The sequence below is a fragment of the Idiomarina aquatica genome (assembly GCF_004362895.1).
In the GTDB taxonomy this organism is placed as follows: Bacteria; Pseudomonadota; Gammaproteobacteria; order Enterobacterales; family Alteromonadaceae; genus Idiomarina.
In genome coordinates, this window is record NZ_SNXI01000001.1 from 190,204 (window position 1) to 215,563 (window position 25,360).

A 25,360-nucleotide genomic window follows, 5' to 3' on the forward strand; every position below is an offset into this window, starting at 1 on the left:
TTAATCCCAGTGGGGGGCAAAGTCAGGATCAATCAGGCGGTCACGCTCATCGAGCGCATCGATATCCGCCATATTCTCGTCGGTTAAACGCAATTTTTGCGCTTCGTAATTACTGCGCAAATGCGAGACCTTGGTGGTTGACGGTATCGCTACATAGCCTTTATGCAGCTCCCATGCTAACGCGACCTGTGCGGCGCTAGCATCATGTTCAACCGCAATACGTTTTAGCGTACTGTTATCCATCACAGCCCCCTTGGCCAGAGGCAAATAGGCGGTTACCTTTACCCCCAGTTTTTCGCAAGCTTCAGTGACCTTGCGGTTTTGCATAAACGGATGCACTTCTATCTGGTTGGTCATGATGTTCTCGGCGCCCGCGTGATCGACGGCTCGCTGCAACAAGTCTACGGTGAAGTTGGATACACCAAAATGTTTAATCAGGCCGCGTTCACGCGCCTCTGCCAATGCATCCAGAGTTTCTTCCAGCGGCACCTCGTCATTAGGAGAAGGCCAGTGTATAAGCGCTAAATCAATGCAATCACGCTGTAACTTGTCAGAACTTGTTTTCAAACTGTCCAGAACCTGCTGATATTTTAAACTTTCGTACCAGACTTTGGTGGTCACAAACACATTGTCAGATTGCGTCTGGCTGAGCGCCTTACCGACATCGGCCTCGTTATCGTAAAACTGTGCTGTATCGATTTGCGAATAACCCATCTCAATGGCTTCGCTGACTAAGTCAGTCAACGAAGAACCACTTAAACGAAAGGTTCCCATACCAAAATTCGGGATCATAAAAACTCCTTATTTTCGTTCCATGTCATAAGGGTAGTACCCAATAAATCGAAAAAAAGTCCAATCCATCATTGGGTTGCTCAATGTCAGCGTTCGAATAATGCGTGTATTGTATCGATACCCGTGCATCAGATTCGGCATTGTACTGCCACGACAACCCAATACGATCTTCGAACTGAAACCGTGTCGATAGACGACGATTGCCGATGTGTGTTTGATCAATATAGCTACCGCCAATGCCTGCTTCAATAAAAAGGGGCTGTGACGATTCGGTGAGTTGCCAACTGACGATAGGTGACAGCGTCATCGCAAAGATATTATCAGCAGTGTCGTTGCTGTTCTGCCATTGATTTAGCGCACCTTCAAAGGCTAATGTCGGAGAGCCCGCCCAGTCTAGCCAGTCGTAGTTTTTGGCTTCGGTACGATAACCAATTCGCGCACCGCGCAGTTGGTCCGCCGAATAGGCTGCGCCAATGTGTATTTCGCTGCTCAAAGCGGGCTGACTAGTGGTGAGCATTGGTATCAGCGATACCAAGCTTACGGTTAACAATGAACGTTTCATCAAGTACTCCATAATCTTGAAAAAACGAATTATCATACATGTGTGAATGTATGTAAATGAGGGTTTTTCGATTAACTCATTCTAAAAGTTAGATTTATCCGGACATTTCCGGTGAGTGGATGGTGCCCGTCAGCGAGCTTTTTAATGCCATGATAGCGCAACCGATCCTCTCGACCCCAAACCAATACATCACCGTGTTGCAGAGGAATTTTTAGAGGGCTGCCGCCACGTTTTAAACCGCCCCAAAAAAAGGTTACGGGTAAACCAAACGAGAATGAAACGATAGGCTGGCCGAAGTCGCTTTCGTCTTTATCTTGATGGAGACCCATGGCGGCTCCGGGTTTGTAGACATTTATCAGACACACATCCGGCCTAAAGTCGGTAAAACCACAGTGTCTAGCTGCACTAATCGCACGCTGCCTTAATTCATTGGGCATTGCCGGCCAAGGTTTTTCTGTGACCGGATCGACTTGGGCATAGCGGTAACCCCGCGTGTCAGCTACCCAACCATAATCACCGCAGTTACTACTCAGCACTGACATCGACTTGCCACCGGGAGTGGTGAAATGCCGTAACGGCGATACCCGCACGCACTGACGCACGCTGTCAATCAATCGTGGAGCATCGGCGGCTAACCATGCCGGCAGGTGGAATCCGGCCTCACTGAACTGAAAAGGTTCACGAGCATCATCAACAGTTTGTGAAAATAAATCATGCTGCATAACAAAAACTACGCGAAAGGCTTATTTGCTGATCAATTGCAGCCATTGCGTAAAGGCAACCAACGCAACCGACTGTTGACGGCGTTTACGATAAAAGACGGCTAAATTGGGTTTTACCGGTTGTGCAAACGCGTTAAATACCTGTAGCGCCGGAAATTGCGGAGATTGCGCATATCGCTTGTCGATGAGGGTGACGCGCGGCTGTGACTGTAGCAATTCCAGTGCCATCAAGGTGTCATCACAGTGCACTAAGTGGGTTTGTTTGAGCTCTGTTGTGTGCTCTTTCAAAAAACGTTGGTGGCTAACGTTATCTTTGTTAATTAACCAGGGTAGTTGCCATAGTCGTGTGGGCTCGGCCTCTGCAGAAACGGGAACCAGCTCGACTTCACCCAGAGTTTGTGAGCTGATATTTTTGTCACGCAACGTGGCTGCTGCAATAACTAAATCGACACTGTCGTGGCTGAGGCGCGCTGCTAATTGCGCTGTTTGTTCTGCATCAGGCACATCGCTGCAGGTAACAAAATTAAGTTGTACGTGTGGGTAGAGTGACTGAAAGTCGTCCAACTGCTGATTTAGCCAAAACCGTATGCGTGCAGTGGCAATAGCGACAGTCAGGGTGGTCGTGTTATTATCACTCAAATGTTTGGCTCGCTCGAGAGTTTGGTCGAGCTGCTTAAAAATTGATTCCAGTTGCGGAGCAAGCTCTAATCCGGCCGGTGTCAGCGCATGGACGCGATTATCGCGATGGAATAGCGTCATTTCCAGCTGTTTTTCCAATGCCTGAATTTGTCGAGTCACGGCGGCCTGGGTTACCCCCAGTTGTTGAGCTGCTTGTTTAAAGCTTTGGCAACGCGCTGCAACATCGAACACGCGCAGTGCATTAAGCGAGGGAGCGGCTTTTCTGGACATCATTTTCTCTTTATTAAAAACTAATCAGTATTAACTTAAAGTAAACCAACTGATACGGAGTCGCAAGTCTTGTCATACTGGACAGAGTTTTTAACCATTGCCCTGGTGCATTTGTTTGCCGTCGCAAGCCCGGGTCCTGACTTTGCCGTGGTGTCGCGTTACGCGCTGAGTTTTGGGCGCAAAGCTGGCTATTCGGTTGCGGCGGGCATCGCCACCGGCATCATTATTCATGTGGCTTACTCGTTGGTTGGGGTCGCAGTAATCATTCATCAGAATGACTGGGTTTATTTAACACTGCTGGCAATTGGGGCGCTGTATCTTGGCTATATTGGTTTGGGTGCGATCACCGCAAAGCCACGCGCAAATGTCGGAGATGATGTTGATGCGGTAAAACTACCGCGCAAACGTAGGGCATTCTGGGTCGGTTTTTTAACCAATGGACTTAATGTAAAAGCAACGCTGTTCTTTTTAACCTTGTTTACCACGGTGATTAGCCCAACCACACCGTTTAGCATTAAACTTGGCTATGGCGTGTATTTAACGTTGGCTACGGGGGCTTGGTTTGTGTTTTTGACCTGGTTACTGACGCAACCTAAAGTATTCAAAAAGCTCTGGCCGTTCAGCCACTGGATTGATCGTTTGATGGGAGCGATTTTAATCGCTTTATCACTGAGTTTGTTATGGGAGTGGCTGCAGTTAGTGCTATAATGCGCCGCAATAAAAGACCGTAGGTAGCTGTTGTAATGCAATTATTTGTTAACGATTTAACTGTTATTGATTGTTCCTATTTGTGCCCAGAGCGCGGTATTGTCGGCGAGAGTTGGATCGTCGATATCGTGCTGGATGGCGCCTTAAATGAGCAGTCGATGGTGCTGGATTTTGGCCGAGTTAAAAAGCAAATCAAACGTATTATCGATGATTCTGTCGACCACAAATTGGTGGTGCCGGCAGAGCACGCATACACCAGCGTTACCTACAACGACGACGAGAGCTCGCAGTGGGTTGATTTTATGCGACCTAACGGCAAATCAATCCATTTATATTGCCCGGCTGACGCCTTTGCCTATATTGATGCTGAGCAAGTTAATGAGTTAACCGTTACGGATTACCTGCGCGCCGTGATCAAACGCGAATTACCCGGTAATGTTGAAGGGCTAAAACTGATGCTGCGCCCCGAATCTATTGATGGTTTTTACTACCATTACACCCACGGTTTAAAAAAACACGACGGTAATTGCCAGCGTATTGCACACGGGCACCGCTCTAAGATCCAGATTTTTCTTGATAACATTCGCCAGCCGGTGCTGGAAAAACAGTGGTCTGATCGCTGGGCTGATATTTATCTGGGCTCAACTGATGATCAGGCCGACCTCAAATCATTATTGCGTTCGGCCAACGCTAAACAGGCGGCAACGGCGGCGACACATATCGGCTACAGCTATACGGCAGATCAAGGCTTATTTGAATTGTGTGTACCCAAAGCTGAGAACTACTTAATCGATACAGACTCTACGGTAGAGTGTATTGCGCAATATTTAGCCGATACCATCAAAACATCGGTAGCGGAACAAGCTGTGCAGGTTCGTGCCTACGAGGGCGTTGGAAAGGGAGCAATTGCCTATGCTTAAGTTTATAAAAACAGCACTGGTTGCAGGTTTATTGCTGGCCACCACCCATGCGATTGGTGAAACCACTACTGATGTACCGCTACAGTTAAAAGGTAAGCTGACTCAAGGGGCTTTATTGCTGGGTAAAACCGCACCAACGGCAAAGGTTGAGCTAAACGGCGATGCAGTGACAGTAACACCGGAAGGCCATTTTGTTATTGGTTTTGCCCGCAAAGCAGAGCTGGAACAACAGCTCACTGTGACATTAAAAGGTGCGACTCGCACCCAGACGTTGCAGCTTAGCGAACGCGAGTACAATATTGAACGTGTTGATGGGGTTCCTCAGCGTACGGTCACGCCGGATCCGGAACAAGTTAAACGCACCAAGCGCGAAGCGGCAAAAGTGTGGAAGGCCCGCCAGACAAAGTCGCAGCGCAATGATTTTCTAACCCCGCTGGTTAAGCCGGCAGAAGGGCGTATTAGTGGTTATTATGGCTCGCAGCGTATTTTAAATGGTGAGCCACGCAACCCGCATTACGGCGAGGATATTGCGGCGCCAACGGGTACGCCGGTTAAAGCACCTTGGTCGGGTGTTGTTACCCTGGCCGAGCCGGATTTATTTTACTCTGGTGGTACTATCATTATTGATCACGGCTATCGGGTTAATACCACCTATTTACACTTGAACTCGGTCGATGTCAGCGTTGGCGACACCATAGAACAAGGCGATGTCATCGGCACTATCGGCGCTACCGGTCGAGCCACCGGTCCACATCTTGACTGGCGCGTAAACTGGGGCAACGAGCGGCTGGATCCCAGCCTGTTGCCCGCACTTTACCAGCAGCCGTTAGCGCTGGATTAATTCCACTCAAGCCAGCCATTTAAGTGCTCGGGATGTTGAACGCTTAAGTGGTAACTGGTTTTCTTCGGCTCATCAAAAGTTAGCGTCAGCGTTAACAACTCATCTCGTCTGAATGCATGCACGGTAACACTATCGCCCGGCTTAAAGCGATTAAGCAGCGATGTAACGTTATTTTCACTGACTTGCAAATGGTCTATCGCAATAATTCTGTCGCCGGCCGCTAGTCCGGCACGGTACGCTGCTTCATCGTGATACACAGCTAGCAACTCCGCGCCTGTGGCTGCGCCTTTAAAACGGGCGCCCAGCTGCACAGAGGCCGCTTTATCAACCGTTTTACCATTGCTGCTGTTGTCGTCTGCCGGCACCTGGCGCCGCACGCTGACCCCAAAGTTTTGCAGTAGTGTATCCAGCGGTAATGACTCTTTATCGTATAACGCACTGTGCAGCATGTCAGTGACGTCAATACCGTCATACTGTTTTAAAAATTCAATGACCGTATCATCAGCCGTGCCCACGCTTGTTTTGCCAAACGCATGCCATAAATCTTTCATGACATGCGCCAGGGTTAACTGATGATCACTTTGCAACCGTAAGGTAAGGTCAAGGCTTAGCGCGATCAATGCACCTTTGGCGTAATAACTGACAATACTGTTAGGCGCGTTTTCGTTCTGCTGATAAAACTTGGTCCATGCCAGATAACTCGATTCAGTCACTGATTGCTGGTATTGCCCGACGCCTCGCTCAACTCTGGCAATTGTATCGCCCAGTACTTTTAAATAACGTTCGCTATCGATGACACCACTGGCATGAGTTATATAGTCGTCAAAATAGGATGTCATGCCTTCGTAGAACCAAAGTTGCTCGGTGTAAGACTCTTTATCCAGCTGATACGGTAAAAATACCTGTGGTTTTAATGTCTTAACATTCCAACTGTGGAAGTACTCGTGGCTACACAGGCTTAAAAAGGTTTGGTAATCATCATGCATGCCGTTCTGCGTTGCGCTGATTAAGCTCTTACGACTGCACAGCAGGGCGGTTGAATTACGGTGTTCCAGGCCGCCAAAACCGTCGCCGACGACCATTGTTAAAAAGGAATATTGTTTGAACGGAGCCTCGCCGAACAATTGTATCTGGTGCTCGCAGATACGTGCCAGATCAGAGGTAATTCTGGACATATCAGCGTAATGACGGCCACTCAGTACCAGCGCGTGCTTAATGCCATGGGCAATAAATTCTTCGATGGTTAAATCGCCCATTAAAAACGGATAATCGATAAGTTCGTCGTAATTTTCCGCTTCAAAACTACCAAACCCATGCGCAGTGCCCGAGGTTCGCGGCATACCGGTAGCAAGCTTCCATTGTGGCTGTTGATCTGGCGCACTAACGGTAAGTGATATTGGCTGATGCTCCTGTCCGGCGACTGCCAGACACAGACTGGTGTTATTGAAAAAGCCTTGTTGCTGGTCAAGGTACGCAGAACGTACTGACAAATCCCAGGCGTAAACTTGATAATGAACGGTAACGGGCTCGTCATTTGTTTTTGTATCGAGTTGCCACTCGTGTTTACTAATTTGGTCGGCCTTGACGGGCGTTTTACCGCGTTCGGCATATAACCCGATGATATGTTTGCTAAAGTCGCGTATAAGGTAACTTCCGGGTATCCAGTTAGGTAACCATAAGCGTTGTTGCTGGTCGGGGGCTTTGATCGTGAGTGATACTTCAAATAAGTGACCGTTTAAATCTAACGGGCGTACATGGTAATGGATCAAAGTTTACTCCTTTTCTTGACACATGCTGACATCTGGCGATCATAATAGCATACGTAGAAAGCCCGATAAGAGGACTTCATGACGGGAAAAATACAGCAATTAACCGTGGGACAGCGGGTCGAAATTCAGATTTCAGGCTTGAATGTTCCGGCCCGGTTTCAAACCGATTTTGTCGGCGTTATCAAGGGTCGCTGGTTTATTGTCGCGATGCCTGATGCCAAGCGCTATGGCGAGTTGAGGGAACATTTGCATGAAGGCGTGCCGCTCATTGTAAGGTTTGTATTGGAAAATGATAACGGCGAAATCTGCGCCTTCAGAACCGATATAGACTTTGTCGTAAACCACCCGACTAAAATGCTGTTTTTGGATTGGCCGGGGCAGGTCGAGAGTCGTGTCATCAGGCAAGGGCGTCGGTTCGATGCATTTTTGCCAGCCGAAATTAACCGTTTGACTGAGGATAATGGTAGCGACCTTACCGATAACGGTGTCATTTTGGATGTTTCTGAAACGGGTTGCCGGTTAAAACATAAATACAGTACTGATGAAGAAGGCGAGCCGCAAAAACCTGATTGGGAAAGCGGCCAGCGTGTGCAACTCACTGTCCAGCAAAAAGGCAATGGCGAAGTAAAACTCGGCTGTATAGTGCGGCAAATAAAGTGCAAAGAAGGCGAGTGCGAGCTGGGCATGCAGTTTAACGGCAACCAGAAAGACGCAATTAACGCGCTGTTTTCCGGAAGTTTAGTGGATATTAATGCACTGGCCCGCTCGGGCGAATAGCGGGTTAGTAAATCAGAGGTATTATGGCAGTTATCGATCGGTTTTTGGCTGGCTCGTTGTTTGAACACCGCAACCGGTCGTTTTGGGTGCTGCAAATTGGCGGCTGGGCAGGTTATGCGCTAGTCAATTATATCGGCTCGTTAATGCACGAGATGCGCGATATCTATACCATCGTCTTGTTATTGGGCGCTTACGCCGGTTTTTTACTGACCATTCCACTGCGCTATCTTTATCAACGTATCTGGGAACTGCATCCTATCTGGCTGATGTTGGTGGTTATCAGCACGTCCTATGTCTGTGCCTCCGTGTGGGCAGTTATTGACAATGCGACTTACTGGGAAATCTATAAATTTGGCTTTCGGCCTGACAGCAGTTTTTTCTACTTTAAAAATAATCTGGCTAAGTTTTATATTATTTTAAGCTGGAGCGGTCTGTATTTTGGTATTAAGTATTACCAAATGCTGCAGAGTGAGCGCCAAAAGGCGTTATTGGCATCATCGCGTGCGCATCAGGCGCAACTTAAAATGTTGCGTTATCAGCTTAACCCGCATTTTTTATTCAATAGCTTAAATGCCATTTCGACATTGATCATGGTTAAAGAAAACGATGTCGCGAATAAGATGGTCAACCGCTTAAGCCACTTTTTGCGCTTTTCATTGGATAACGACCCCATCAAGAAAATCACGCTACAAAAAGAAGTGGATGCGTTGATGTTGTACCTGGATATCGAGAAGGTCCGGTTTGACGAGCGGCTTGATATACAGGTTGAGTTATCTGATGAGGCAAAGGTCGCGCTGGTACCAAGTTTATTGTTACAGCCGTTGATTGAAAATGCGATAAAGTATGCCATTGCCAAAGTCGAAACCGTGGGCGTATTGCAATTGCAAGCCTGGCAACACCAAAACGAACTCCTTATTCGGCTATGTGATAATGGCCCGGAAGCGCCGGAGCATCCCGAATTATTATTAAAAAATTCAGGTGTCGGTCTGCAGAATACACGCGACCGTCTACATGCACTTTATGGTAAACGGTTTAACCTGACCATGAAGCGCAATCAGCCGCAGGGCCTTTGTGTCGAAATTAAACTGCCTTACGAAACCTTGGAGAATCCATGAAGCCGCCACTAAAAGCGTTTATTGTTGACGATGAATCGTTGGCACGTAAAGGGCTTGCTTTGCGCTTAGAGCCGTTTGAGCAAGTGCAGCTAATTGGTGAGTCGGGTAATAGTCGCGACGCACTTGAACAAATTGTTGAGCTATCGCCGGATGTCGTTTTTGTTGATATTCAAATGCCCGGTCTCAATGGCTTTGAATTGTTACGTGAATTACAACAAAGAGTCGATAATCTGCCCGCGGTGGTTTTTGTTACTGCCTTTGACCACTACGCTATTCGCGCATTTGAGGTTCGTGCACTGGACTATTTGCTGAAGCCCGTAGATGAGGAACGGTTGGCGGAGACGCTGGAACGGGTGCAACAAGAGCTAGCGCCTAACAGCTACCAAAAAACACAGCAAAAGCTGGTTAATTTAGTTTCTGAGGTGACCGGGCAACAGGGCGACGCGATTCTTGAGCAACTTGCCCGTGGGGCGGATATTTCGGAGTTGAATCGATATCCGGAGCATATCGCTATTAAAGATAGCGGCGAAATTACCCGGGTACCGGTTAATAGTATCGAGTGGGTTGATGCAGCCGGCGACTATATGTGCATTCATGCTGCCGGAGAGACCTTTATTCTGCGTCGCACCATGAAAGAATTAGAGCAGGAGCTCAATCCAAATCGTTTTCAGCGAGTGCATCGCTCGGCCATCGTCAATATTGATCAGGTCGAAAAACTCTGTACCCGTCACAATGGTGAATATCACCTGGTATTAAAAAATGGTCAAAATCTAAAAGTCAGCCGTAGTTATAAGGACCGTATAAAACAACTGATATTGAGCTAGATGAAACGACTGCTGATTACCTGCATTACCATAACACTGCTGCTAACCGGCTGTACTGCCCAGCTGGGCTATCGGTTTGCTGATACCTTTGTTGAGTGGCAACTGGACGATTATGTTGAGTTAAACGATGACCAGCAACAGCAGGTTAGCACCATTATTGACGAGCTTCACGTCTGGCATGCGCAAAATGAACTGCCTAAATACCGCGAGGAACTGGCTCAATTACGCACCAAAATAGCCGAAAACACCTTAGTTTATGACGATATTGATCGGGTTGAAAATAAATTATGGGGCTTTTGGGCGACGGTTCAACAGCGAGTGGCTGAGCATGCCGACTTGCTGCAGCAGCTGTCGGTGAGCCAGCGTGAGGCGTTAATCGACGCTATGCAAAGCAAGCTGGAAGAACAGCGCGAGGAAGAGCAGGAAGAAGCACAGAGTGAATTGTTAGAACAGATTGATCGCGTCAGCCGTCGCGAGGAGCGCATTAAAGATTGGACCGGCAGTATTACCGAACAGCAGCAAACGATTGTTCGGCAATGGGTGCGTGAACGTCCCACGGGCGGTTACTGGCTGAATTATCGAGCGCGGTGGAATGATGAGTTTGCTGATGCGCTATTGTCTGAACCCATGGATATGGACGCGATTAATGCATTGATAGTAGAGCCACGACAACTGCGTTCGCAAGCACACAAAGACTACACTGAAGTGCGCACGGCGGTGCGGCACAAGTATTTGTGGAAACTGCATCAATCATTAACGGATCAACAGCGGCAACGGTTACTTGAAAAGGCCGACGAGTACTTAGCGTTGCTCGACGACCTGATTGCGGATTTTGCTGATAAGTAAGTTAACAGGGAGTGCGTTAGCGAACTTCGATGATCTTGCAGGTGTTGCTGGAACCAACGGTTTCCATTACGTCGCCGTGTGTCAGGATGACTAAATCACCTTTATTGACATGGCCCAGCGATTTGATCAGCTCAACGGCATCCAAAATAGGTTGTTTGCTGCTGGTCGAATCGAAGTTGACCGGGTAAACGCCGCGATACAGCGCACATTTATTGCGGCTATCCGGGTGACGGGATAGCGAAAACACCGGTAAGTGCGAGGTAATACGTGACATCAATTTAGCCGTAAAGCCTGACTCAGTCAGTGCGATAATGGCCTTAACGCCGGTTAAGTGGGTTGCAGCATACATAGCTGACATTGCTGCAGCTTCTGAAATACTGCTAAAACTCTCTTCTAAATCATCGTGGCGTAACTGTGCACTCGGATGCTCTTCGGCGCCCAGACAGATTTCCGCCATGGCTTTGACCGTTTCTACCGGGAATTTACCGGCAGCCGTTTCGGCAGACAACATGACAGCGTCAGTGCCGTCGAGTACGGCATTTGCAACGTCCATAACTTCTGCCCGAGTCGGCATCGGATTTTCGATCATCGACTCCATCATCTGCGTCGCGGTGATGACTACTTTATTTAACTGGCGAGCGCGCGAAATGATTTGTTTTTGCTTACCAACCAATTGCGCATCACCAATTTCGACACCTAAGTCGCCGCGGGCGACCATTACAGCATCAGATGCCCGAATGACGTCGTCCAGCGCATGTTCACTGGCAACAGCCTCGGCTCGTTCGATTTTGGCACAGATAACGCCCTTACCGCCGGCCTGGCGTAGTAATTGACGAGCCTCGTTAAGGTCTTCGCCACAACGCGGGAACGATACCGCGAGATAATCAACACCGATCTCGGCTGCGGTTTTAATATCGCTATAATCTTTTTCTGTCAACGCTTTTGCCGACAGGCCGCCACCCAGACGGTTGATGCCTTTGTTATTAGATAAAGTACCGGCTACGGTAACTTTGGTGTGCACAGCACTGCCGTCGATATAATCCACTTTAAGGCGGATGCGACCATCGTCCAGCAATAAAATATCGCCGCTGCTAACATCCTGCGGTAGTTCTTTGTAATCAAGACCAACGATGTTGTTGTCGCCGCCCTTGGGATCAAATTCTGCATCCAGGGTAAACTCCTGTCCCAGTTTTAATTCGACTTTGTCGTTTTTAAACCGTGCGATGCGAATTTTTGGACCCTGCAAGTCGCCGAGTATCGCAACGTGAGCATTTAACTTCTTGGCAATTTTGCGCACATTAGCGGCGCGTTGCTTTTGCTCATCTGCGCTACCATGAGAAAAATTCAGTCGTACAACATTGGCACCAGCCAAAATGAGTTGTTCCAGAACGTCGGATTGATCGGTCGCGGGACCTAGTGTCGTAACAATTTTTGTGCGGCGTAGCATGCGAACTCCAGCAAGCAATTAGGTGAAAGTGTTTTATTGTTGTATAAAAAGTCTAGCATAGCGGTGATGTCAGAAGTAAGTCTAAAGGAGTGTTTATGTCGAAAAGTGATAACAAAGATCCCGAATGGCAACAGTTGAGTGATGAACAGTGGCGTGAACGTTTGTCCGATGAAGCTTATTACATACTGCGACAGCAGGGTACTGAGCGGCCCGGTAGCGGCAAATACTTAAGTCTGGATAAACAAGGCAATTATTTATGCGCCGGCTGCGGACAGCCAATTTTTAAGGCCGATCACCAATTTGATGCACATTGCGGCTGGCCCAGCTTTGATCAAGCGATAGAGGGTGCGGTTGAGCATCGCCGCGACATGAGCCACGGTATGGTGCGAACAGAAATTGTTTGCAGTCGGTGCGGCGGCCATCTGGGCCATGTGTTTGATGACGGACCAACCGACACCGGACAGCGTTACTGTATTAATTCAGTCGCTATGACGCATCAGGACGACGTTTAAACTCGCCGTCCTCGATCTCATCTACGATGTTTTCGGCCAAATCCTGCCAGTCGTCGTACTGATCATCGGAGGCGTTAACGATGGTTCGCATCTGCTGTTCGTTCATTGTTTCAGAACCGAATGCGATGGCTACTCGAGCCCAGATGTAAGCATTTTTAACGTCTTCCCGCGATAAATAGTAGGTTACCAGTGACTCGGGTATTTCAACGTTAAAGCGTTGCTCGGGCGTGTATAGACGCAAGGCGTTGTATAGATGCGACAGTACTTTGTCTTGATCTTGCTTGGCATAGTACGTCGCCAGCGCAAATTGCAACTCGTGAGATTGCATTGCTTTGGTGTTTTCCAGCGCTAACAGTTGCTCTAAAGCGTCGGTATCGCTGCGGTTAGCCCAGTGCCAATACAGTAACAAAGGTGCATCGCTGGTTGCCGTTTTATCCGCCAAAGCCTTAATTGCGTCCAGGCTATTTAAATAAGCCTCGATACGATGAGACTGTTTTGACTTGAGTTTACGGTGCTCGATGCCCGACGCCAACTCAATGCATTGCGAGTATTTTTGCAAATCTTTGAGTAAATAATACTGATTTTCCGGAATCTCTTGCAGCTTGTTGGCATAGCGGGAGATGATCAGCTGACGCCGTTCCGCACGACACCAGTTGTCCTCGTTAAGATCAGCGCACAAGCCTGGGTCCTGGTCACACATCTCGCGGACAGTGGGCATCCGTTCTCCGCAGGCAGTTAGTCCCAGCAGCGCGGTTAAGCTTAACAGCGCTAATTTGTTCATCCATCTTTGCATGTTGCTACTCATCTAATCGAACTTTTACTTCGTTTGGATTGGCTATAGAGCCAGCTTTTCAGTACAATAGCGCCGAATTTTCCTAAGCTTACCACAGAACGAGGACAGAGCTAATGAACTCAACTCAGCAAGATCCAACGCTGTCGAGCTGGCAAGAACGCCAGGAATATGCCGAGTTAATGCAGCCATTGATTGGCAAATTATACCGCAATTTTGGTGTCGAGATCTTGGTTTATGGCCGTTCATTATTGAACGTCGATACCATTAATATCATTAAGGCACATCGCCTGATCCGTCGTTATGAAGGCCAGAAGGTCCGTTTGCGCGAGAGTTTCCCGTTTTTAGAAGCGATGGCGAAAATGCAATTAGCGCCGGGTCGTGTGGACTTGGGTAAATTAGCTTATGGTTATTTGTTTGCCGGCAAAGACGATGGTTTGTCGGTTGAAGATTACATTCGTCGTGAATTGAGCGACATTGTCGATGTTGCCGATAGCATTGAACCTCGTGATGTGGTTTTGTATGGCTTTGGCCGTATCGGTCGGTTATTGGCACGGTTACTGATTGAGCGCAACGGGGCTAATAACAAAATGCGTCTGCGTGCAATCGTTGTACGTGGTGGACGTGAAGGTGATTTGGAAAAACGCGCCAGTTTGCTGCGCCGTGACTCGATTCATGGTCAGTTTAACGGCTCGATTACTGTTGATAAAGAAAACAACAGCATAAAAGCCAATGGCACCAGTATTCGGGTTATTTATTCAGACGGCCCTGATCAAGTTGATTACACGCAATACGGTATCGATAACGCCATCGTTATTGATAATACGGGTATCTGGAAAGACGAAGATGGCCTCGGCTTGCACCTAAAATCAAAAGGCGTAGCCAAAGTTTTGCTAACAGCGCCGTCGAAGGGCGATATCAAAAACATCGTATTTGGTGTTAATGACAAAGACATCACTGATGGCGACCGTATCGTGTCCGCCGCATCTTGCACCACCAACGCAATTACGCCGGTATTAAAGGCTCTGAACGATGAGTTTGGTATTAATAACGGCCATGTCGAAACCGTGCATTCGTACACGAATGACCAGAACTTGATTGATAACTATCATAAAGCCGAGCGTCGCGGTCGTTCTGCGCCTCTGAACATGGTTATTACCTCTACCGGCGCAGCTAAAGCCGTAGCGAAAGCGTTACCGGAACTTAAAGGTAAGTTAACGGGTAATGCCATTCGAGTGCCGACCCCGAACGTATCCATGGCCATTATGAATTTGAATTTGGCTAAGCCGACTAGCCGTGACGAGCTAAACGCGTATCTTCGCGATACTGCGCTCCACTCAGAGCTAGAAAATCAGATCGATTATACCGCATCGACCGAAATCGTATCTTCAGATCTGGTCGGTTCACGTTACGCCGGCATTGTCGACTCTCAGGCTACTATCGTTGAAGACGACCGCGCGGTGCTGTATGTGTGGTATGACAATGAATTTGGTTATAGCTGTCAGGTCGTGCGTGTCGCAGAAGCGATGGCAGGTCTAAAAGTGCCCAGCTTACCTCGATAATTCAAAAAAAGCGCCGTTAAAACGGCGCTTTTTTACATGTCTCTATTCTGCGCCAGGCAGTATTTAGAACTAACTAAAGGATTCATTTATGCGCATTAACGCTAATTTTGATAGCGGTAATATTGACGTCATTAAAGCTGATTCAGCCGATGACATCCGACTAGCAATTCGTAAAGACCATCAATCAGACTTCTATCAATGGTTTCACTTTAAGTTATTCGGTGAAGCAGGCGAAGAACATGTTATGACCATAGAAAATGCGGCGGGTGCTGCTTACCCTGACGGGTGGAAAGGCTACCAGGCACTGGCATCTTACGACCGTGAAACCTGGTTTCGCGTGCCAACCGACTATGACGGCAAGCACTTGACCATCCGTCATACGCCTGAGCAAGAGTCTGTATTCTACGCGTATTTTATTCCGTATTCTTACGAGCGTCACCAGGACCTTATCCAGTCAGCACAGCAGTCGGTGGATTGCTATCATGAGCTACTGGGCGAGACGCTGGATGGACGTGAGTTAAACTTACTGGTTATCGGTGAGCCGGCGGCGCATAAAAACACGATTTGGGTCACTGCAAGACAACATCCGGGCGAGACCATGGCTGAATGGTTTATGGAAGGCTTTATCGCGCGCTTGCTGGATGACGAAGACGGTGTCGCGCGTAAGCTGCTGGAACAAAACGTATTCTATGTAGTACCGAATATGAACCCCGACGGCAGCGCTCGTGGCCATTTGCGCACCAATGCGGTTGGTACCAATCTAAACCGGGAATGGGCTGAGCCGAGCCTGGAACAAAGCCCGGAAGTTTTCTATGTGCTCAAGCGTATGCAGGAAACAGGCGTTGATATGTTTCTGGATGTACATGGTGATGAGGCATTACCATACAACTTTGTCGCCGGTTGCGAAGGTATTCCTTCGTACGATAAACGTCACGAAGATCTGGAAGACACGTTTAAGGCCGCGTTACTAGCTGCGACGCCTGAATTTCAAACACAATACGGTTATGAACGCGACGAACCCGGTAAAGCTAATATGACAGTGGCTAATTCTGCGGTTGGCGAGCGCTTTAAGTGTTTGTCCTATACGCTGGAAATGCCGTTTAAGGATAACGCGGACTTACCGGACGAAGATTTTGGTTGGTCAACAGCCCGTTGCCAACGTTTAGGTGAAGATGTTTTAACAGCAATGTTGGCAGTATCACCTAAATTGCGTTAATAATAGATAGACAACCAACAGCAACAATAACAATAACTAGGGGAGCTAACGTTGGAAGCGCTCAATAATTTTCTACTCTGGATTGACGGGTTTTTAGGCTCTGCAGCTTATTTCCCGTTTCTTTTACTCGGTGTGGGTTTGTTTTTCACATTGTATCTTGGTTTTCCTCAGGTACGTTACTTCCGCCATGCCTGGAAGGTGTTAGGCGGTAAGTTTGACAAAAAGGGTACCGAGGGTGATACCAGTCACTTCCAGGCCTTGTCAACTGCGTTATCGGGCACTGTAGGCACCGGTAATATCGGTGGCGTTGCGCTGGCCATATTTTTGGGTGGTCCAGCGGCTATCTTCTGGATGTGGATGACGGCGTTTATGGGGATGACCACCAAGTTTGTGGAGGTCACCTTATCGCATAAATACCGGGTTAAGACCGAAGACGGCACTATGGCGGGCGGCCCCATGTACTACATGGATCGCCGTTTGAATATGAAGTGGCTGGCAGTAATTTTTGCTATCGCAACCATTGTTAGTTCATTTGGTACCGGCAACATGCCGCAAATCAACAACATAGCACAGTCGATGGAACAGACGTTTCAGATTGATCCGGTCTGGACCGGCGCAATCTTGTCGATTCTGTTGGCGATGGTCATAATCGGTGGTATTAAACGCATTGCAGCAGTAACCTCAAAGATCGTACCGATTATGGGTTTGCTGTATGTGATCGGTTCACTAAGTGTCATCTTCTTCAATATTGACAATATTGGTGAATCGTTCGTGTCGATATTCCGTGACGCATTCACCGGCTCTGCAGCGGCAGGGGGCTTTTTGGGTGCTAGCTTTGCCTACGCCTTTAACCGCGGTGTTAACCGGGGCTTGTTCTCGAACGAAGCAGGTCAGGGTTCGGCGCCTATCGCGCACGCCTCAGCACGTGCTAAAGACCCCGTATCAGAAGGTTTGGTTTCTATTTTGGAACCATTTCTGGATACCATCTTAATTTGTACGCTAACCGGCCTGGTTATCCTGTCGTCTGGTGTATGGACTGAGAAGTTTGAAAATAACTTTGCCCGCAGCGATCTGGAATTTATTGTTGGTGATTACAACGATAAAGAACAGGCGGACCGCGAAGCGCTTTATGCCTACCTCAATGACACATCTGACAATACTATCGAACGTTACAATGGCCAGGTTCAGGTTATTGACGGTGAAGCGCAAAGCAACGGTGAGTTTACTATCCTGCATGCTCGTTCAGTAGCTGAGGATGTGCGATTCATCGTAGCCGGTGAGGATGCTTACACGGGTGTCGTTAATGTCAAAAACGGTGATTTGATTAAAGACGACATTGAGGTAGTCGGTAAGTCGTTGGTTCACTCTGCCGCGCTGACTTCACTAGCCTTTGCGAATGGTTACTTTGGTGACTATGGCCAGTATATTATTCCGCTGACGCTATTGATGTTCGCGTTCTCGACAGCCATTGCCTGGTCCTATTACGGCGATAGGGCGGTCGTTTATCTGGTTGGCCAGAAGGGCGTTATGCCATATCGGATCATTTATGTTGCCGGTTTCTTCTGGGCTTCGTTTGCCGATACGACCCTAGTCTGGACAGCATCCGCAGTAGCGATTGTATTAATGACACTGCCGAACTTGTTGGGCATGATCCTGTTGCATAAAGAGATGAAGAGTACGGTTAAATCGTACTGGCAGGACTTTAATAAGGAAAACCCACCTAAGAAGTAAGGTAGGGAATAAGCAAACGGCTGGTCGGTTGACCGGCCGTTTTTAATTCTGCACTACCCTTGAAATTATGGCTAAAAGCCTTATATTGCAGGGATTGCGCAAAATTGATGACCTTCAGAAAGCAGGAAACCGCATGTTATGGCTTTAGCTCAGTGCCCGTCGTGTCGCAAACGTGTCTCGTCGAAAGCGACAGAATGTCCGCATTGTCAGTTTGTCTTTGCCGGACATTCTGAGCAGGATTTAGAGCGTGAGTTTATTCGTATTCAGCAAGAGAAACGGGATAAACTGGTATCGCGGTCGATGTTGGCTTTGCTGATAGCTATCGCCGGCTTTGTTTATTTATTTTTGCAGCAACCAATGCCTGAGACCTGGCAGTATAACGTCGCCGTCGGCGTATTGGTGGCAGGTCTGCTATGGTTTGTAGTGAACCGGGTGCAGTTATTATTTGTTAAGCGTAAACGCAAGTAAGTGAGACATCATGCAGTTTGACGATTTAGTTGCCTCTATGAGCCGTGACACCTACGACCGTCTGGTCGCTGCGGTAGAGACCGGACGCTGGCCTGATGGTAATAAATTAACGGCGGAGCAACGCGAGAATTCGTTACAATTGGTGATGGCCTACCAGGCTCGTTATATTCCTTCCGATCAGCACATGAGCATAGGCGCGGACGGCCAGATGCTGATGAAGTCAAAACGTGAATTGAAACAGCAGTACAGTGATAAGCCAGAGCAGTCGATCGCGCGCTTTTCGCTGAATGATGAACAATCCAACACCCGGGATAGTTAATGTTTGATCTAAATAGCCACAGCGATTTATTACTGCAGTGCAAAGCAGTTACCGAAGACGAACCCGACCTGATTGCCAACTTAGCGAACATCAGTGCTATTATCTTTGATGGTATGGCCGATATTAATTGGGCTGGGTTTTACTTTAGCCGTAGCGACGATGAGCTCGTACTGGGACCTTTTCAAGGCAAGGTTGCCTGCGTGCGAATTGCCTTTGGTAAAGGTGTGTGTGGCGTAGCAGCAGCAACAAAGCAATTGCAACATGTTGATGACGTGCACCAGTTTAGCGGTCATATAGCGTGTGACGCGGCGTCTAATAGCGAAGTCGTGGCGCCAATTATCGTTAACGATAAGGTGGTTGCAGTTTTAGATATTGATAGCCCGAAAATTGCGCGTTTTTCTGAGCAGGACGCTGCACAAATCGCAGCGATAGCTGAATATTGTCAGCAGCTTGATTGGTCACAGTTGTAAAATCTATGCTTGAGTCCTTCGATATTCATTTGTATTTGGTCAGCCATACGGACACTTGGTTTTTTGAGGACCATGAAGAACACGCGGCTGACAATATCAATGAAATGCTGCATTTAATTAACCACTATCGGGACGAATCTGATAGTTTAGAGCAATTAGAAGAAGCGGTACGCAGAACCCTGTATGATTGGATTGAGGAACCTGCGTTACTGGATTTAGAATTCGAAGAAATGGACGATTACGTAAAATCCGTTTTAAAAGTTGTTAGAGAACAGGAAGAAGATTGGAATGAATGAACCGGCTAAGCTAACCAAAAGCAAAGATGTTATCGCCTATTTAGCGGAACAGTTCCCTCAGTGCTTTTCAGTAAAAGGTGATGCAAAACCGCTAAAAATCGGCATCTTTGATGATTTAGCCAAACGTCTGGAAGACGACCCGATGGTTAGCAAAACGCGGTTGCGCACTGCGCTGCGCCATTACACCAACAGTTGGCGCTATTTACACAGTGTGAAGCAGGGCGAACAACGCATCGACCTTGATGGCAGTGCTGTTGAGCCCGTGACTGAAGAGCATCAGCAACACGCGCAGGAATCGCTAAAAGAGTCTAAAGCGAAAGTTGCAGAACGCAATAAAGCACGTAAACAAGAACAAGCAACCGATAGCGATGCAGCAAAAGAAAAACGTGTGCAACGCGCTAAAGTTCCTGCGAAGAGTAATAAACCGTCTGCTAAAAAAGCACGTAAACCTTCTAGTAAGCCAAAAGCAGCAGCAAGCCCAAAACTAAACGATGTGGAACTTAATAGCCTGAGTGTAGGTCAACAGGTTCAGGTTAAGGCGGGTAATAGTCCAATGCCGGCTACCGTCACTGAAATTGACAAAGACGATATTCAGGTTCAGTTAGACAATGGTTTGAGCATGAAAGTTAAGATTGCAAACGTGTTTGTCGCTGCCGAGTAGTAACTTAATAGTTTGAGGTAGGAGTCGCCTGTGAAGTATTCGGTTTTTAAAAAGAGCGCCCTGGCGTTGATGCTGGTATCACCATCACTGTTGGCGATTCCTCCGGCTCACCAAGTCAGCGAGCTACCGGAGCTAGAACAAGAAAGTCATCACGATACAGCCGCAGAGCGGGCAACCGCGTATTTTACGCGCTATCATTTTTCGCAGCCTTCGTTAAACGATGCGTTGTCTGAGCAAATCCATGAGCGCTATTTAAAATTACTCGATTACAACAAGATGTTCTTGTTGCAGTCGGATATTGAAGCGTCTCAAGAATATGCCACGCTTTATGATGACATGTTAAGCAGTGGTGAGTTGGATGTGGCTTATGACCTCTACCAAACCAGCCTCAAACGTCGTTTTCAGCGCTACGAATACGCGCTATCTTTACTTGATGAAGAACAACCGATGGATTTTACCGTCGCAGATGATAAGTATTATTACGACCGCGAAGAACAGCCATGGGCAAGCTCTACAGAAGAGCTCAACGACCTATGGTATGCGCGGGTAAAATATGATGCACTGAATTTAAAGCTAGCGGGTAAAGAGTGGCCGGAAATTGTCGAAACTCTGGGCAAACGCTACAACAGTGCATTGAATCGTCTGACCAAGTCAAAAAGCGAAGATGTTTTTCAAACCCTGTTAAATGCTTTCGCTCGCTCGGTTGAAGCCCATACCAGCTATTTGTCACCGCAAAACTCTGAACGATTCCGTCAGAATATGAACCTGGAACTTGAGGGTATCGGTGCGGTATTACAGTCAGAATATGACTACACCGTTATTCGCAGTTTAGTACCTGGTGGTCCGGCGGATAAAACTGACGAGCTTTCACCAGAAGATAAAATCATTGGTGTTGGGCAAGGCGTTGGTGAAGACGCCGAAGATTTTGTTGATGTCATTGGTATGCGACTGGATGACGTAGTCGATATGATCAAGGGACCTAAAGGGACACAAGTTCGTCTGCAAATTCTGGAAGCATCGCAGGGCGCTGGTGGCACACCGAAAGTGGTCGAAATAACCCGCGATAAAGTTAAATTGGAAGACCGTCAGGCAAAACTTGATATTAAAACCATGGATGACGGGCCTTATCAAGGTCGTACTATGGGAGTTATCGAGATCCCGGGCTTCTATAACAATTTAACCGCCGATGTCCGCGAACTACTTGAGCAAGTCAAAGATGAAAACGTCGAAGGCGTGATGGTGGACTTGCGCGGCAACGGCGGGGGGTCGCTGGCTGAGTCGATTAATCTCACGGGTTTGTTTATTGATCAAGGTCCCGTGGTTCAGGTCAGTGATGGCCGCGGTCAGGTCGATGTGAGTTCAGATCGGGATGGCAAAACTTACTACGATGGACCTTTAGTGGTTATGGTCGATCGTTACAGTGCCTCGGCTTCGGAGATTTTTGCTGCCGCTATGCAGGATTACGAGCGTGCACTCGTTGTAGGTGAAAATACCTTTGGCAAGGGTACTGTTCAGCAGCACCGCGGGCTGGCACGTCGTTTTGACTTTTTCGATGAGCCGCTCGGTAGTGTGCAGTACACTATTGCCAAGTTTTACCGCATAAACGGCGGTAGCACCCAGTTAAAAGGCGTACAGCCGGACATCGTGTTACCGTCTTATGTCGAGGCCTCAGAGTGGGGCGAGAGCAAGGAAGAGAATGCGCTGCCCTGGGACCAAATAGATAAAGCGCCTTACAAGCCGGTAAATCAAGTTGCTGAGGAGGAACTCCCGCAACTGCAACGTGCAGCTAATGAGCGCATAGAGAACGATCCGGAGTTTGACTACATCTTTGATGATATCGAACGAATTCGCGCTGAGCAGGATAAGACTTGGGTTAGTCTGGATATTAATGCGCGCAAAGCTGAGCAGGAAGAGCAAAAGGCATTGCGGTTAAAACGTATCAATGACCGCTTAACGCGCTTAGGCAAAGAACCGTTGGATTCAGTCGATGCAATCGATGAGCTGGATGAGGAAATACTAGAAGTCGATCCGTATCTGGAGCAAGCAATGGCAATTGGCTTTGATTATATTGACGAGACCAAACTGGCAAGTAATAAAGCGAGTTAGCCAAATTGACGCTGCTTAAATCGTTTAAAAAACCGCCACTCACGGCGGTTTTTTGTTGTTTGAATGGCAAACAAAGGCATTTTGTGGTCAACTATTCCGTTATTAAAAATTGACCTAAAGCAACAATGACAACAACAAATACAATATCAAGCCGTTGGTCAAGTAGACTATCTTTTGTGCTGGCCTCTGCCGCAGCCGCAGTTGGCCTCGGCAACATCTGGAAATTCCCGTACGTGATGGGTGAGAACGGCGGCGGAGCTTTCGTTCTGGTTTACCTGCTGTGTATCGCCTTTATTGGTTTGCCGATTATGATGGCCGAGGTGGTTATTGGTCGACGTGGCCGCCATTCGCCGGGGTATGCGGCTAAATCAGTAGCGCAAGAATCCGGTAAATCATCTGCCTGGCAGCTGGCCGGCTGGTTGGGGATGCTAACCGGCTATCTGGTACTCAGCTTTTATGCAGTCATCGCCGGCTGGGGCGCTGCTTACGTCGCAAAGGCGGCACAAGGTGTGTTTACTGGCGCGGACGCCGAACAAATCGGCAATACCTTTGGTCAGTTACTGTCGTCGCCGTTGGAGCTTACCGCGTGGCATACGTTGATTATCGTGGCCACCATATTAGTGGTGGGCAAGGGGGTTAATAAAGGATTAGAGCGTGCGGTGAGGTTTTTATTACCGGCGATGATTGCTTTATTACTCGGTATTGCTGTTTATTCCGGCGCCATTGGTGACTTTTGGCAGGCATTCCACTTTATGTTTGACCCGGACTTTAGCAAGTTATCCGTTAACGGCGTCATGATTGCACTGGGCCATTCGTTTTTCACTCTGGGGCTGGCATCGGGTGTCGTTATTATGTACGGCGCTTATTTACCTAAAGAAACGTCGATTGTGCAAACCAGTATCTGGATCGCGGTGCTGGATACCTTTGTCGCGTTATTGGCAGGCTTGGCAATATTCCCATTGGTGTTTGGCTTTGGCTTAACGCCAAGCGAAGGACCCGGTCTTATTTTTACCACCTTACCCATTGCCTTTAGCGAAATGACCGGTGGTGCGTTGGTCGGCACGCTATTCTTTTTGATGCTGGTTATCGCGGCATTTACCTCGGCTATCGCAATGATCGAGTCCTCGGTTGCCTTTGTTTCGGAAAAATTTAAAGTCGGCCGCTGGCCTGCCACCATCATATCGGGCACAGTACTTTGGGGATTAGGGCAATTAACGGTACATTCATTTGCCGGCGCCAGCTGGACGCAACTGGATATGTCATTCTTTGGTAAGCCATTGGCCAGCATATTCGATCTTATAGATGCGTTAACGTCCAGTTTACTGCTGCCGCTTGGTGGTTTATTACTCGCGTTACTGGCAGGCTGGGTTATGCAACGTCAATACTCGGAAGACGAGCTGGACAGCACTCGCGGTCTCTATGATGTATGGCTACTGTGCCTGAAATATGTAGCGCCTATTGCTATCATCATCATCTTTTTGCAATTAATCGGTGTAATTCAACTGTAGGTCACTTATCTAATGACGCAATCAACTAAACAACCGTCACTTTTGCAAGCGCTCATTCCGTTATTAGCGCTTATTATTATGCTGGCTTCATCGGTGTACTTTTTTGGTGAGGACTCCTCTTATGGACCAAACCAAATTGCGCTATGGGTCGCCTCCGGTATTGCGCTGATCATTGGCTTTAAGAATGGCTTTAGCTGGGCCCAAATCGAAGAAGGAATCACTGACGGGATTTCTGTCGCGCTTGGCGCCATGCTAATTATTCTGGCGGTTGGTTCATTAATTGGTACCTGGTTGCTATCGGGTACGGTACCAACCCTCATTTATTATGGCCTGGAACTTCTTAACCCCAGTCTATTTTATGCGGCTAGCTGCATAATCTGTGGCGTGGTAGCACTGTCTATCGGTAGTTCCTGGACCACAGCAGCCACCATCGGTGTCGCCTTGATGGGTGTTGCATCAGGGATGGGTCTTGAGCCAGCGATTGCAGCTGGTGCCATTGTTTCCGGTGCTTATTTTGGTGACAAAATGTCGCCCTTATCGGATACCACCAACCTCGCTCCTGCGGTAGCCGGTACCGACTTGTTCTCACACATCCGCTACATGGGCTATACCGCCATTCCGGCATTTGTTATCTCTGTAGTTATTTTTCTGTTTTTGGGACTCAATGCCGACACCAATGTCAGCCTGGTAAGATTGCAAGAAATGCAATCACAGTTGGGCAGCACCTTTAACATTGGCTGGGAAATGCTCGTGCCTTTAGCTGTGTTACTGTATTTAGCCGCAACCCGTAAGCCTGCGCTGCCAACGGTATTCTTTGGTGCACTTTTAGGTGGCGTATGGGCATTAATTTTTCAGCCCGATATGGTTGAGCAAATGGCCGGAGAAACAGGGTTATTAGCGGGTATCAAAGTGGTGTGGCTGGCTATGTCCGACGGCACCACCGTCAGTACCGGCAGCACCAACCTGGATTCGTTATTAAGCGGCGGCGGCATGGTCAGCATGCTCAATACCCTGTGGCTGATTTTAAGCGCCATGACCTTTGGCGCTATTATGGAAAAACTGGGACTGCTTAAGCGTTTCATTCAAGGCATGCTGAAAGCATCCAAAAGCGTTGGCTCACTAATTACAGGTACCATCTTCACCTGTTTTGGCGCTAACGTGTTAACCGCTGATCAATACATGGCTATTGTGCTGCCCGGACGTATGTTTAAAGAAGAGTATGCGCGCCGTAACCTTGATCCAAGGGTACTGTCCCGAACGTTAGAAGATAGCGGCACCATAACGTCTGCATTAATTCCGTGGAATACCTGTGGTGCGTATATGTTTAGCGTGTTGGCGGTCAGTCCGTTCGAGTATGGCATCTATGCGTTCTTTAACTATTTAACACCGCTGATAGCGATTGTATTTGCCTACACCGGTTGGACAATTTTGTATCTTAAACCAGAGTCTCATACGCAAACGCAAACGCAAAACGCCTAGTCATCTTTAA

Annotated in this window: 26 protein-coding genes; 19 read left to right on the top strand and 7 right to left on the bottom strand. The window is 48.0% G+C overall.

Annotated elements, in window-relative coordinates; genetic code table 11:
• The 4 genes from dkgB to DEU29_RS01015 all read right to left on the bottom strand — a co-directional run bounded on the left by dkgB (position 1) and on the right by DEU29_RS01015 (position 2,985).
• Positions 1-792 (bottom strand): 2,5-didehydrogluconate reductase DkgB, encoded by a 792-nt coding sequence (gene dkgB / locus DEU29_RS01000; protein WP_133538328.1) that lies wholly within the window; start codon positions 790-792, stop codon positions 1-3.
• Positions 793-817: 25 nt separating this feature from the next.
• Positions 818-1,354 (bottom strand): acyloxyacyl hydrolase, encoded by a 537-nt coding sequence (locus DEU29_RS01005; protein ID WP_133538329.1) that lies wholly within the window; start codon positions 1,352-1,354, stop codon positions 818-820.
• A 71-nt stretch (positions 1,355-1,425) separates the two neighbouring features.
• Complete coding sequence (gene alkB / locus DEU29_RS01010) at positions 1,426-2,076, bottom strand: DNA oxidative demethylase AlkB (RefSeq protein ID WP_133538330.1); 651 nt, start codon at positions 2,074-2,076, stop codon at positions 1,426-1,428.
• 21 nt (positions 2,077-2,097) lie between these two features.
• Complete coding sequence (locus DEU29_RS01015) at positions 2,098-2,985, bottom strand: LysR family transcriptional regulator (protein WP_243734395.1); 888 nt, start codon at positions 2,983-2,985, stop codon at positions 2,098-2,100.
• A 69-nt stretch (positions 2,986-3,054) separates the two neighbouring features.
• On the opposite strand from DEU29_RS01015, the gene DEU29_RS01020 reads away from it, so the two are divergent.
• The 3 genes from DEU29_RS01020 to DEU29_RS01030 are packed head-to-tail and all read left to right on the top strand — an operon-like array spanning position 3,055 to position 5,454.
• On the top strand, positions 3,055-3,693 hold the full coding sequence (locus tag DEU29_RS01020; protein ID WP_133538331.1) for a LysE family translocator: 639 nt from the start codon (positions 3,055-3,057) through the stop codon (positions 3,691-3,693).
• Between the two features lie 35 nt (positions 3,694-3,728).
• On the top strand, positions 3,729-4,613 hold the full coding sequence (locus tag DEU29_RS01025) for a 6-carboxytetrahydropterin synthase (RefSeq protein WP_133538332.1): 885 nt from the start codon (positions 3,729-3,731) through the stop codon (positions 4,611-4,613).
• Entirely contained in the window at positions 4,606-5,454 is an 849-nt protein-coding gene (locus DEU29_RS01030; RefSeq protein ID WP_133538333.1) for a M23 family metallopeptidase, read from the top strand. The genes DEU29_RS01025 and DEU29_RS01030 overlap by 8 nt, the downstream gene beginning before the upstream one ends.
• On the opposite strand, the gene DEU29_RS01035 is transcribed toward DEU29_RS01030, so the two are convergent.
• Entirely contained in the window at positions 5,451-7,223 is a 1,773-nt protein-coding gene (locus DEU29_RS01035; RefSeq protein ID WP_133538334.1) for a M61 family metallopeptidase, read from the bottom strand. The two genes, DEU29_RS01030 and DEU29_RS01035, sit on opposite strands and share 4 nt — an antisense overlap.
• Positions 7,224-7,301: 78 nt before the next feature.
• Between DEU29_RS01035 and DEU29_RS01040 the strand changes: the two genes are divergently transcribed.
• The 4 genes from DEU29_RS01040 to DEU29_RS01055 are packed head-to-tail and all read left to right on the top strand — an operon-like array spanning position 7,302 to position 10,785.
• Positions 7,302-8,000 carry a flagellar brake domain-containing protein gene (locus DEU29_RS01040; protein WP_133538335.1) on the top strand — a complete coding sequence of 233 codons (699 nt, stop codon included), beginning with the start codon at positions 7,302-7,304 and terminating at the stop codon, positions 7,998-8,000.
• Positions 8,001-8,023: 23 nt separating this feature from the next.
• Entirely contained in the window at positions 8,024-9,115 is a 1,092-nt protein-coding gene (locus tag DEU29_RS01045) for a sensor histidine kinase (protein ID WP_133538336.1), read from the top strand.
• The gene (locus DEU29_RS01050; RefSeq protein ID WP_133538337.1) at positions 9,112-9,939 is read left to right on the top strand and encodes a LytR/AlgR family response regulator transcription factor; all 828 of its coding nucleotides are present in this window, start codon (positions 9,112-9,114) and stop codon (positions 9,937-9,939) included. The genes DEU29_RS01045 and DEU29_RS01050 overlap by 4 nt, the downstream gene beginning before the upstream one ends.
• Complete coding sequence (locus DEU29_RS01055) at positions 9,940-10,785, top strand: DUF6279 family lipoprotein (RefSeq protein ID WP_133538338.1); 846 nt, start codon at positions 9,940-9,942, stop codon at positions 10,783-10,785.
• A 16-nt stretch (positions 10,786-10,801) separates the two neighbouring features.
• Here DEU29_RS01055 and pyk read toward each other — a convergent pair whose 3' ends face one another.
• On the bottom strand, positions 10,802-12,232 hold the full coding sequence (gene pyk / locus DEU29_RS01060) for a pyruvate kinase (RefSeq protein ID WP_133538339.1): 1,431 nt from the start codon (positions 12,230-12,232) through the stop codon (positions 10,802-10,804).
• A gap of 95 nt (positions 12,233-12,327) precedes the next feature.
• Here pyk and msrB point away from each other — a divergent pair, with 95 nt between their 5' ends.
• Complete coding sequence (gene msrB / locus DEU29_RS01065; protein WP_133538340.1) at positions 12,328-12,744, top strand: peptide-methionine (R)-S-oxide reductase MsrB; 417 nt, start codon at positions 12,328-12,330, stop codon at positions 12,742-12,744.
• Here the strand turns inward: msrB and DEU29_RS01070 are convergent.
• On the bottom strand, positions 12,719-13,537 hold the full coding sequence (locus DEU29_RS01070; RefSeq protein ID WP_243734397.1) for a DUF2989 domain-containing protein: 819 nt from the start codon (positions 13,535-13,537) through the stop codon (positions 12,719-12,721). The genes msrB and DEU29_RS01070 overlap by 26 nt on opposite strands.
• Positions 13,538-13,650: 113 nt before the next feature.
• Here DEU29_RS01070 and DEU29_RS01075 point away from each other — a divergent pair, with 113 nt between their 5' ends.
• From DEU29_RS01075 to nhaC, 11 genes are all read left to right on the top strand, one after another.
• Positions 13,651-15,096: a glyceraldehyde-3-phosphate dehydrogenase gene (locus tag DEU29_RS01075; RefSeq protein WP_133538341.1), complete on the top strand. Its 1,446-nt coding sequence runs from the start codon at positions 13,651-13,653 to the stop codon at positions 15,094-15,096.
• Between the two features lie 88 nt (positions 15,097-15,184).
• Positions 15,185-16,312, top strand: coding sequence for a M14 family metallopeptidase (locus tag DEU29_RS01080; RefSeq protein ID WP_133538342.1), 1,128 nt, complete (start codon positions 15,185-15,187; stop codon positions 16,310-16,312).
• A gap of 51 nt (positions 16,313-16,363) precedes the next feature.
• Complete coding sequence (locus tag DEU29_RS01085) at positions 16,364-18,043, top strand: alanine/glycine:cation symporter family protein (RefSeq protein WP_133538343.1); 1,680 nt, start codon at positions 16,364-16,366, stop codon at positions 18,041-18,043.
• Positions 18,044-18,181: 138 nt separating this feature from the next.
• A complete protein-coding gene (locus DEU29_RS01090) occupies positions 18,182-18,511 on the top strand; it encodes a hypothetical protein (protein WP_133538344.1) in 330 nt (109 codons plus the stop codon).
• A 10-nt stretch (positions 18,512-18,521) separates the two neighbouring features.
• Positions 18,522-18,830 carry a YeaC family protein gene (locus tag DEU29_RS01095; RefSeq protein ID WP_133538345.1) on the top strand — a complete coding sequence of 103 codons (309 nt, stop codon included), beginning with the start codon at positions 18,522-18,524 and terminating at the stop codon, positions 18,828-18,830.
• Positions 18,830-19,300, top strand: coding sequence for a GAF domain-containing protein (locus DEU29_RS01100; RefSeq protein ID WP_133538347.1), 471 nt, complete (start codon positions 18,830-18,832; stop codon positions 19,298-19,300). The genes DEU29_RS01095 and DEU29_RS01100 overlap by 1 nt, the downstream gene beginning before the upstream one ends.
• 5 nt (positions 19,301-19,305) lie before the next feature.
• A complete protein-coding gene (locus tag DEU29_RS01105; RefSeq protein WP_133538349.1) occupies positions 19,306-19,596 on the top strand; it encodes a hypothetical protein in 291 nt (96 codons plus the stop codon).
• Positions 19,589-20,257, top strand: coding sequence for an RNA chaperone ProQ (gene proQ / locus DEU29_RS01110; RefSeq protein WP_133538350.1), 669 nt, complete (start codon positions 19,589-19,591; stop codon positions 20,255-20,257). Before DEU29_RS01105 ends, proQ begins: the two co-directional genes overlap by 8 nt.
• Before the next feature lie 30 nt (positions 20,258-20,287).
• The gene (gene prc, locus DEU29_RS01115) at positions 20,288-22,363 is read left to right on the top strand and encodes a carboxy terminal-processing peptidase (RefSeq protein WP_133538352.1); all 2,076 of its coding nucleotides are present in this window, start codon (positions 20,288-20,290) and stop codon (positions 22,361-22,363) included.
• Positions 22,364-22,488: 125 nt separating this feature from the next.
• The gene (locus DEU29_RS01120) at positions 22,489-23,871 is read left to right on the top strand and encodes a sodium-dependent transporter (RefSeq protein ID WP_133538354.1); all 1,383 of its coding nucleotides are present in this window, start codon (positions 22,489-22,491) and stop codon (positions 23,869-23,871) included.
• A 12-nt stretch (positions 23,872-23,883) separates the two neighbouring features.
• Entirely contained in the window at positions 23,884-25,350 is a 1,467-nt protein-coding gene (gene nhaC / locus DEU29_RS01125; RefSeq protein WP_133538356.1) for a Na+/H+ antiporter NhaC, read from the top strand.
• The last annotated feature ends 10 nt before the right edge of the window (positions 25,351-25,360 follow it).

Bases quoted from the DNA above. Each gene is read 5' to 3' on its own strand.
- msrB (WP_133538340.1), top strand. From the start codon at position 12,328: ATGTCGAAAAGTGATAACAAAGATCCCGAATGGCAACAGTTGAGTGAT.
- proQ (WP_133538350.1), top strand. From the start codon at position 19,589: ATGAATGAACCGGCTAAGCTAACCAAAAGCAAAGATGTTATCGCCTAT.
- DEU29_RS01015 (WP_243734395.1), bottom strand. From the start codon at position 2,985: ATGTCCAGAAAAGCCGCTCCCTCGCTTAATGCACTGCGCGTGTTCGAT.
- dkgB (WP_133538328.1), bottom strand. From the start codon at position 792: ATGATCCCGAATTTTGGTATGGGAACCTTTCGTTTAAGTGGTTCTTCG.
- DEU29_RS01100 (WP_133538347.1), top strand. From the start codon at position 18,830: ATGTTTGATCTAAATAGCCACAGCGATTTATTACTGCAGTGCAAAGCA.
- DEU29_RS01095 (WP_133538345.1), top strand. From the start codon at position 18,522: ATGCAGTTTGACGATTTAGTTGCCTCTATGAGCCGTGACACCTACGAC.
- DEU29_RS01005 (WP_133538329.1), bottom strand. From the start codon at position 1,354: ATGAAACGTTCATTGTTAACCGTAAGCTTGGTATCGCTGATACCAATG.
- alkB (WP_133538330.1), bottom strand. From the start codon at position 2,076: ATGCAGCATGATTTATTTTCACAAACTGTTGATGATGCTCGTGAACCT.
- DEU29_RS01120 (WP_133538354.1), top strand. From the start codon at position 22,489: ATGACAACAACAAATACAATATCAAGCCGTTGGTCAAGTAGACTATCT.
- DEU29_RS01075 (WP_133538341.1), top strand. From the start codon at position 13,651: ATGAACTCAACTCAGCAAGATCCAACGCTGTCGAGCTGGCAAGAACGC.
- DEU29_RS01030 (WP_133538333.1), top strand. From the start codon at position 4,606: ATGCTTAAGTTTATAAAAACAGCACTGGTTGCAGGTTTATTGCTGGCC.
- DEU29_RS01045 (WP_133538336.1), top strand. From the start codon at position 8,024: ATGGCAGTTATCGATCGGTTTTTGGCTGGCTCGTTGTTTGAACACCGC.
- DEU29_RS01025 (WP_133538332.1), top strand. From the start codon at position 3,729: ATGCAATTATTTGTTAACGATTTAACTGTTATTGATTGTTCCTATTTG.
- DEU29_RS01105 (WP_133538349.1), top strand. From the start codon at position 19,306: ATGCTTGAGTCCTTCGATATTCATTTGTATTTGGTCAGCCATACGGAC.
- nhaC (WP_133538356.1), top strand. From the start codon at position 23,884: ATGACGCAATCAACTAAACAACCGTCACTTTTGCAAGCGCTCATTCCG.
- DEU29_RS01055 (WP_133538338.1), top strand. From the start codon at position 9,940: ATGAAACGACTGCTGATTACCTGCATTACCATAACACTGCTGCTAACC.
- DEU29_RS01070 (WP_243734397.1), bottom strand. From the start codon at position 13,537: ATGCAAAGATGGATGAACAAATTAGCGCTGTTAAGCTTAACCGCGCTG.
- pyk (WP_133538339.1), bottom strand. From the start codon at position 12,232: ATGCTACGCCGCACAAAAATTGTTACGACACTAGGTCCCGCGACCGAT.
- DEU29_RS01080 (WP_133538342.1), top strand. From the start codon at position 15,185: ATGCGCATTAACGCTAATTTTGATAGCGGTAATATTGACGTCATTAAA.
- DEU29_RS01040 (WP_133538335.1), top strand. From the start codon at position 7,302: ATGACGGGAAAAATACAGCAATTAACCGTGGGACAGCGGGTCGAAATT.
- DEU29_RS01090 (WP_133538344.1), top strand. From the start codon at position 18,182: ATGGCTTTAGCTCAGTGCCCGTCGTGTCGCAAACGTGTCTCGTCGAAA.
- DEU29_RS01050 (WP_133538337.1), top strand. From the start codon at position 9,112: ATGAAGCCGCCACTAAAAGCGTTTATTGTTGACGATGAATCGTTGGCA.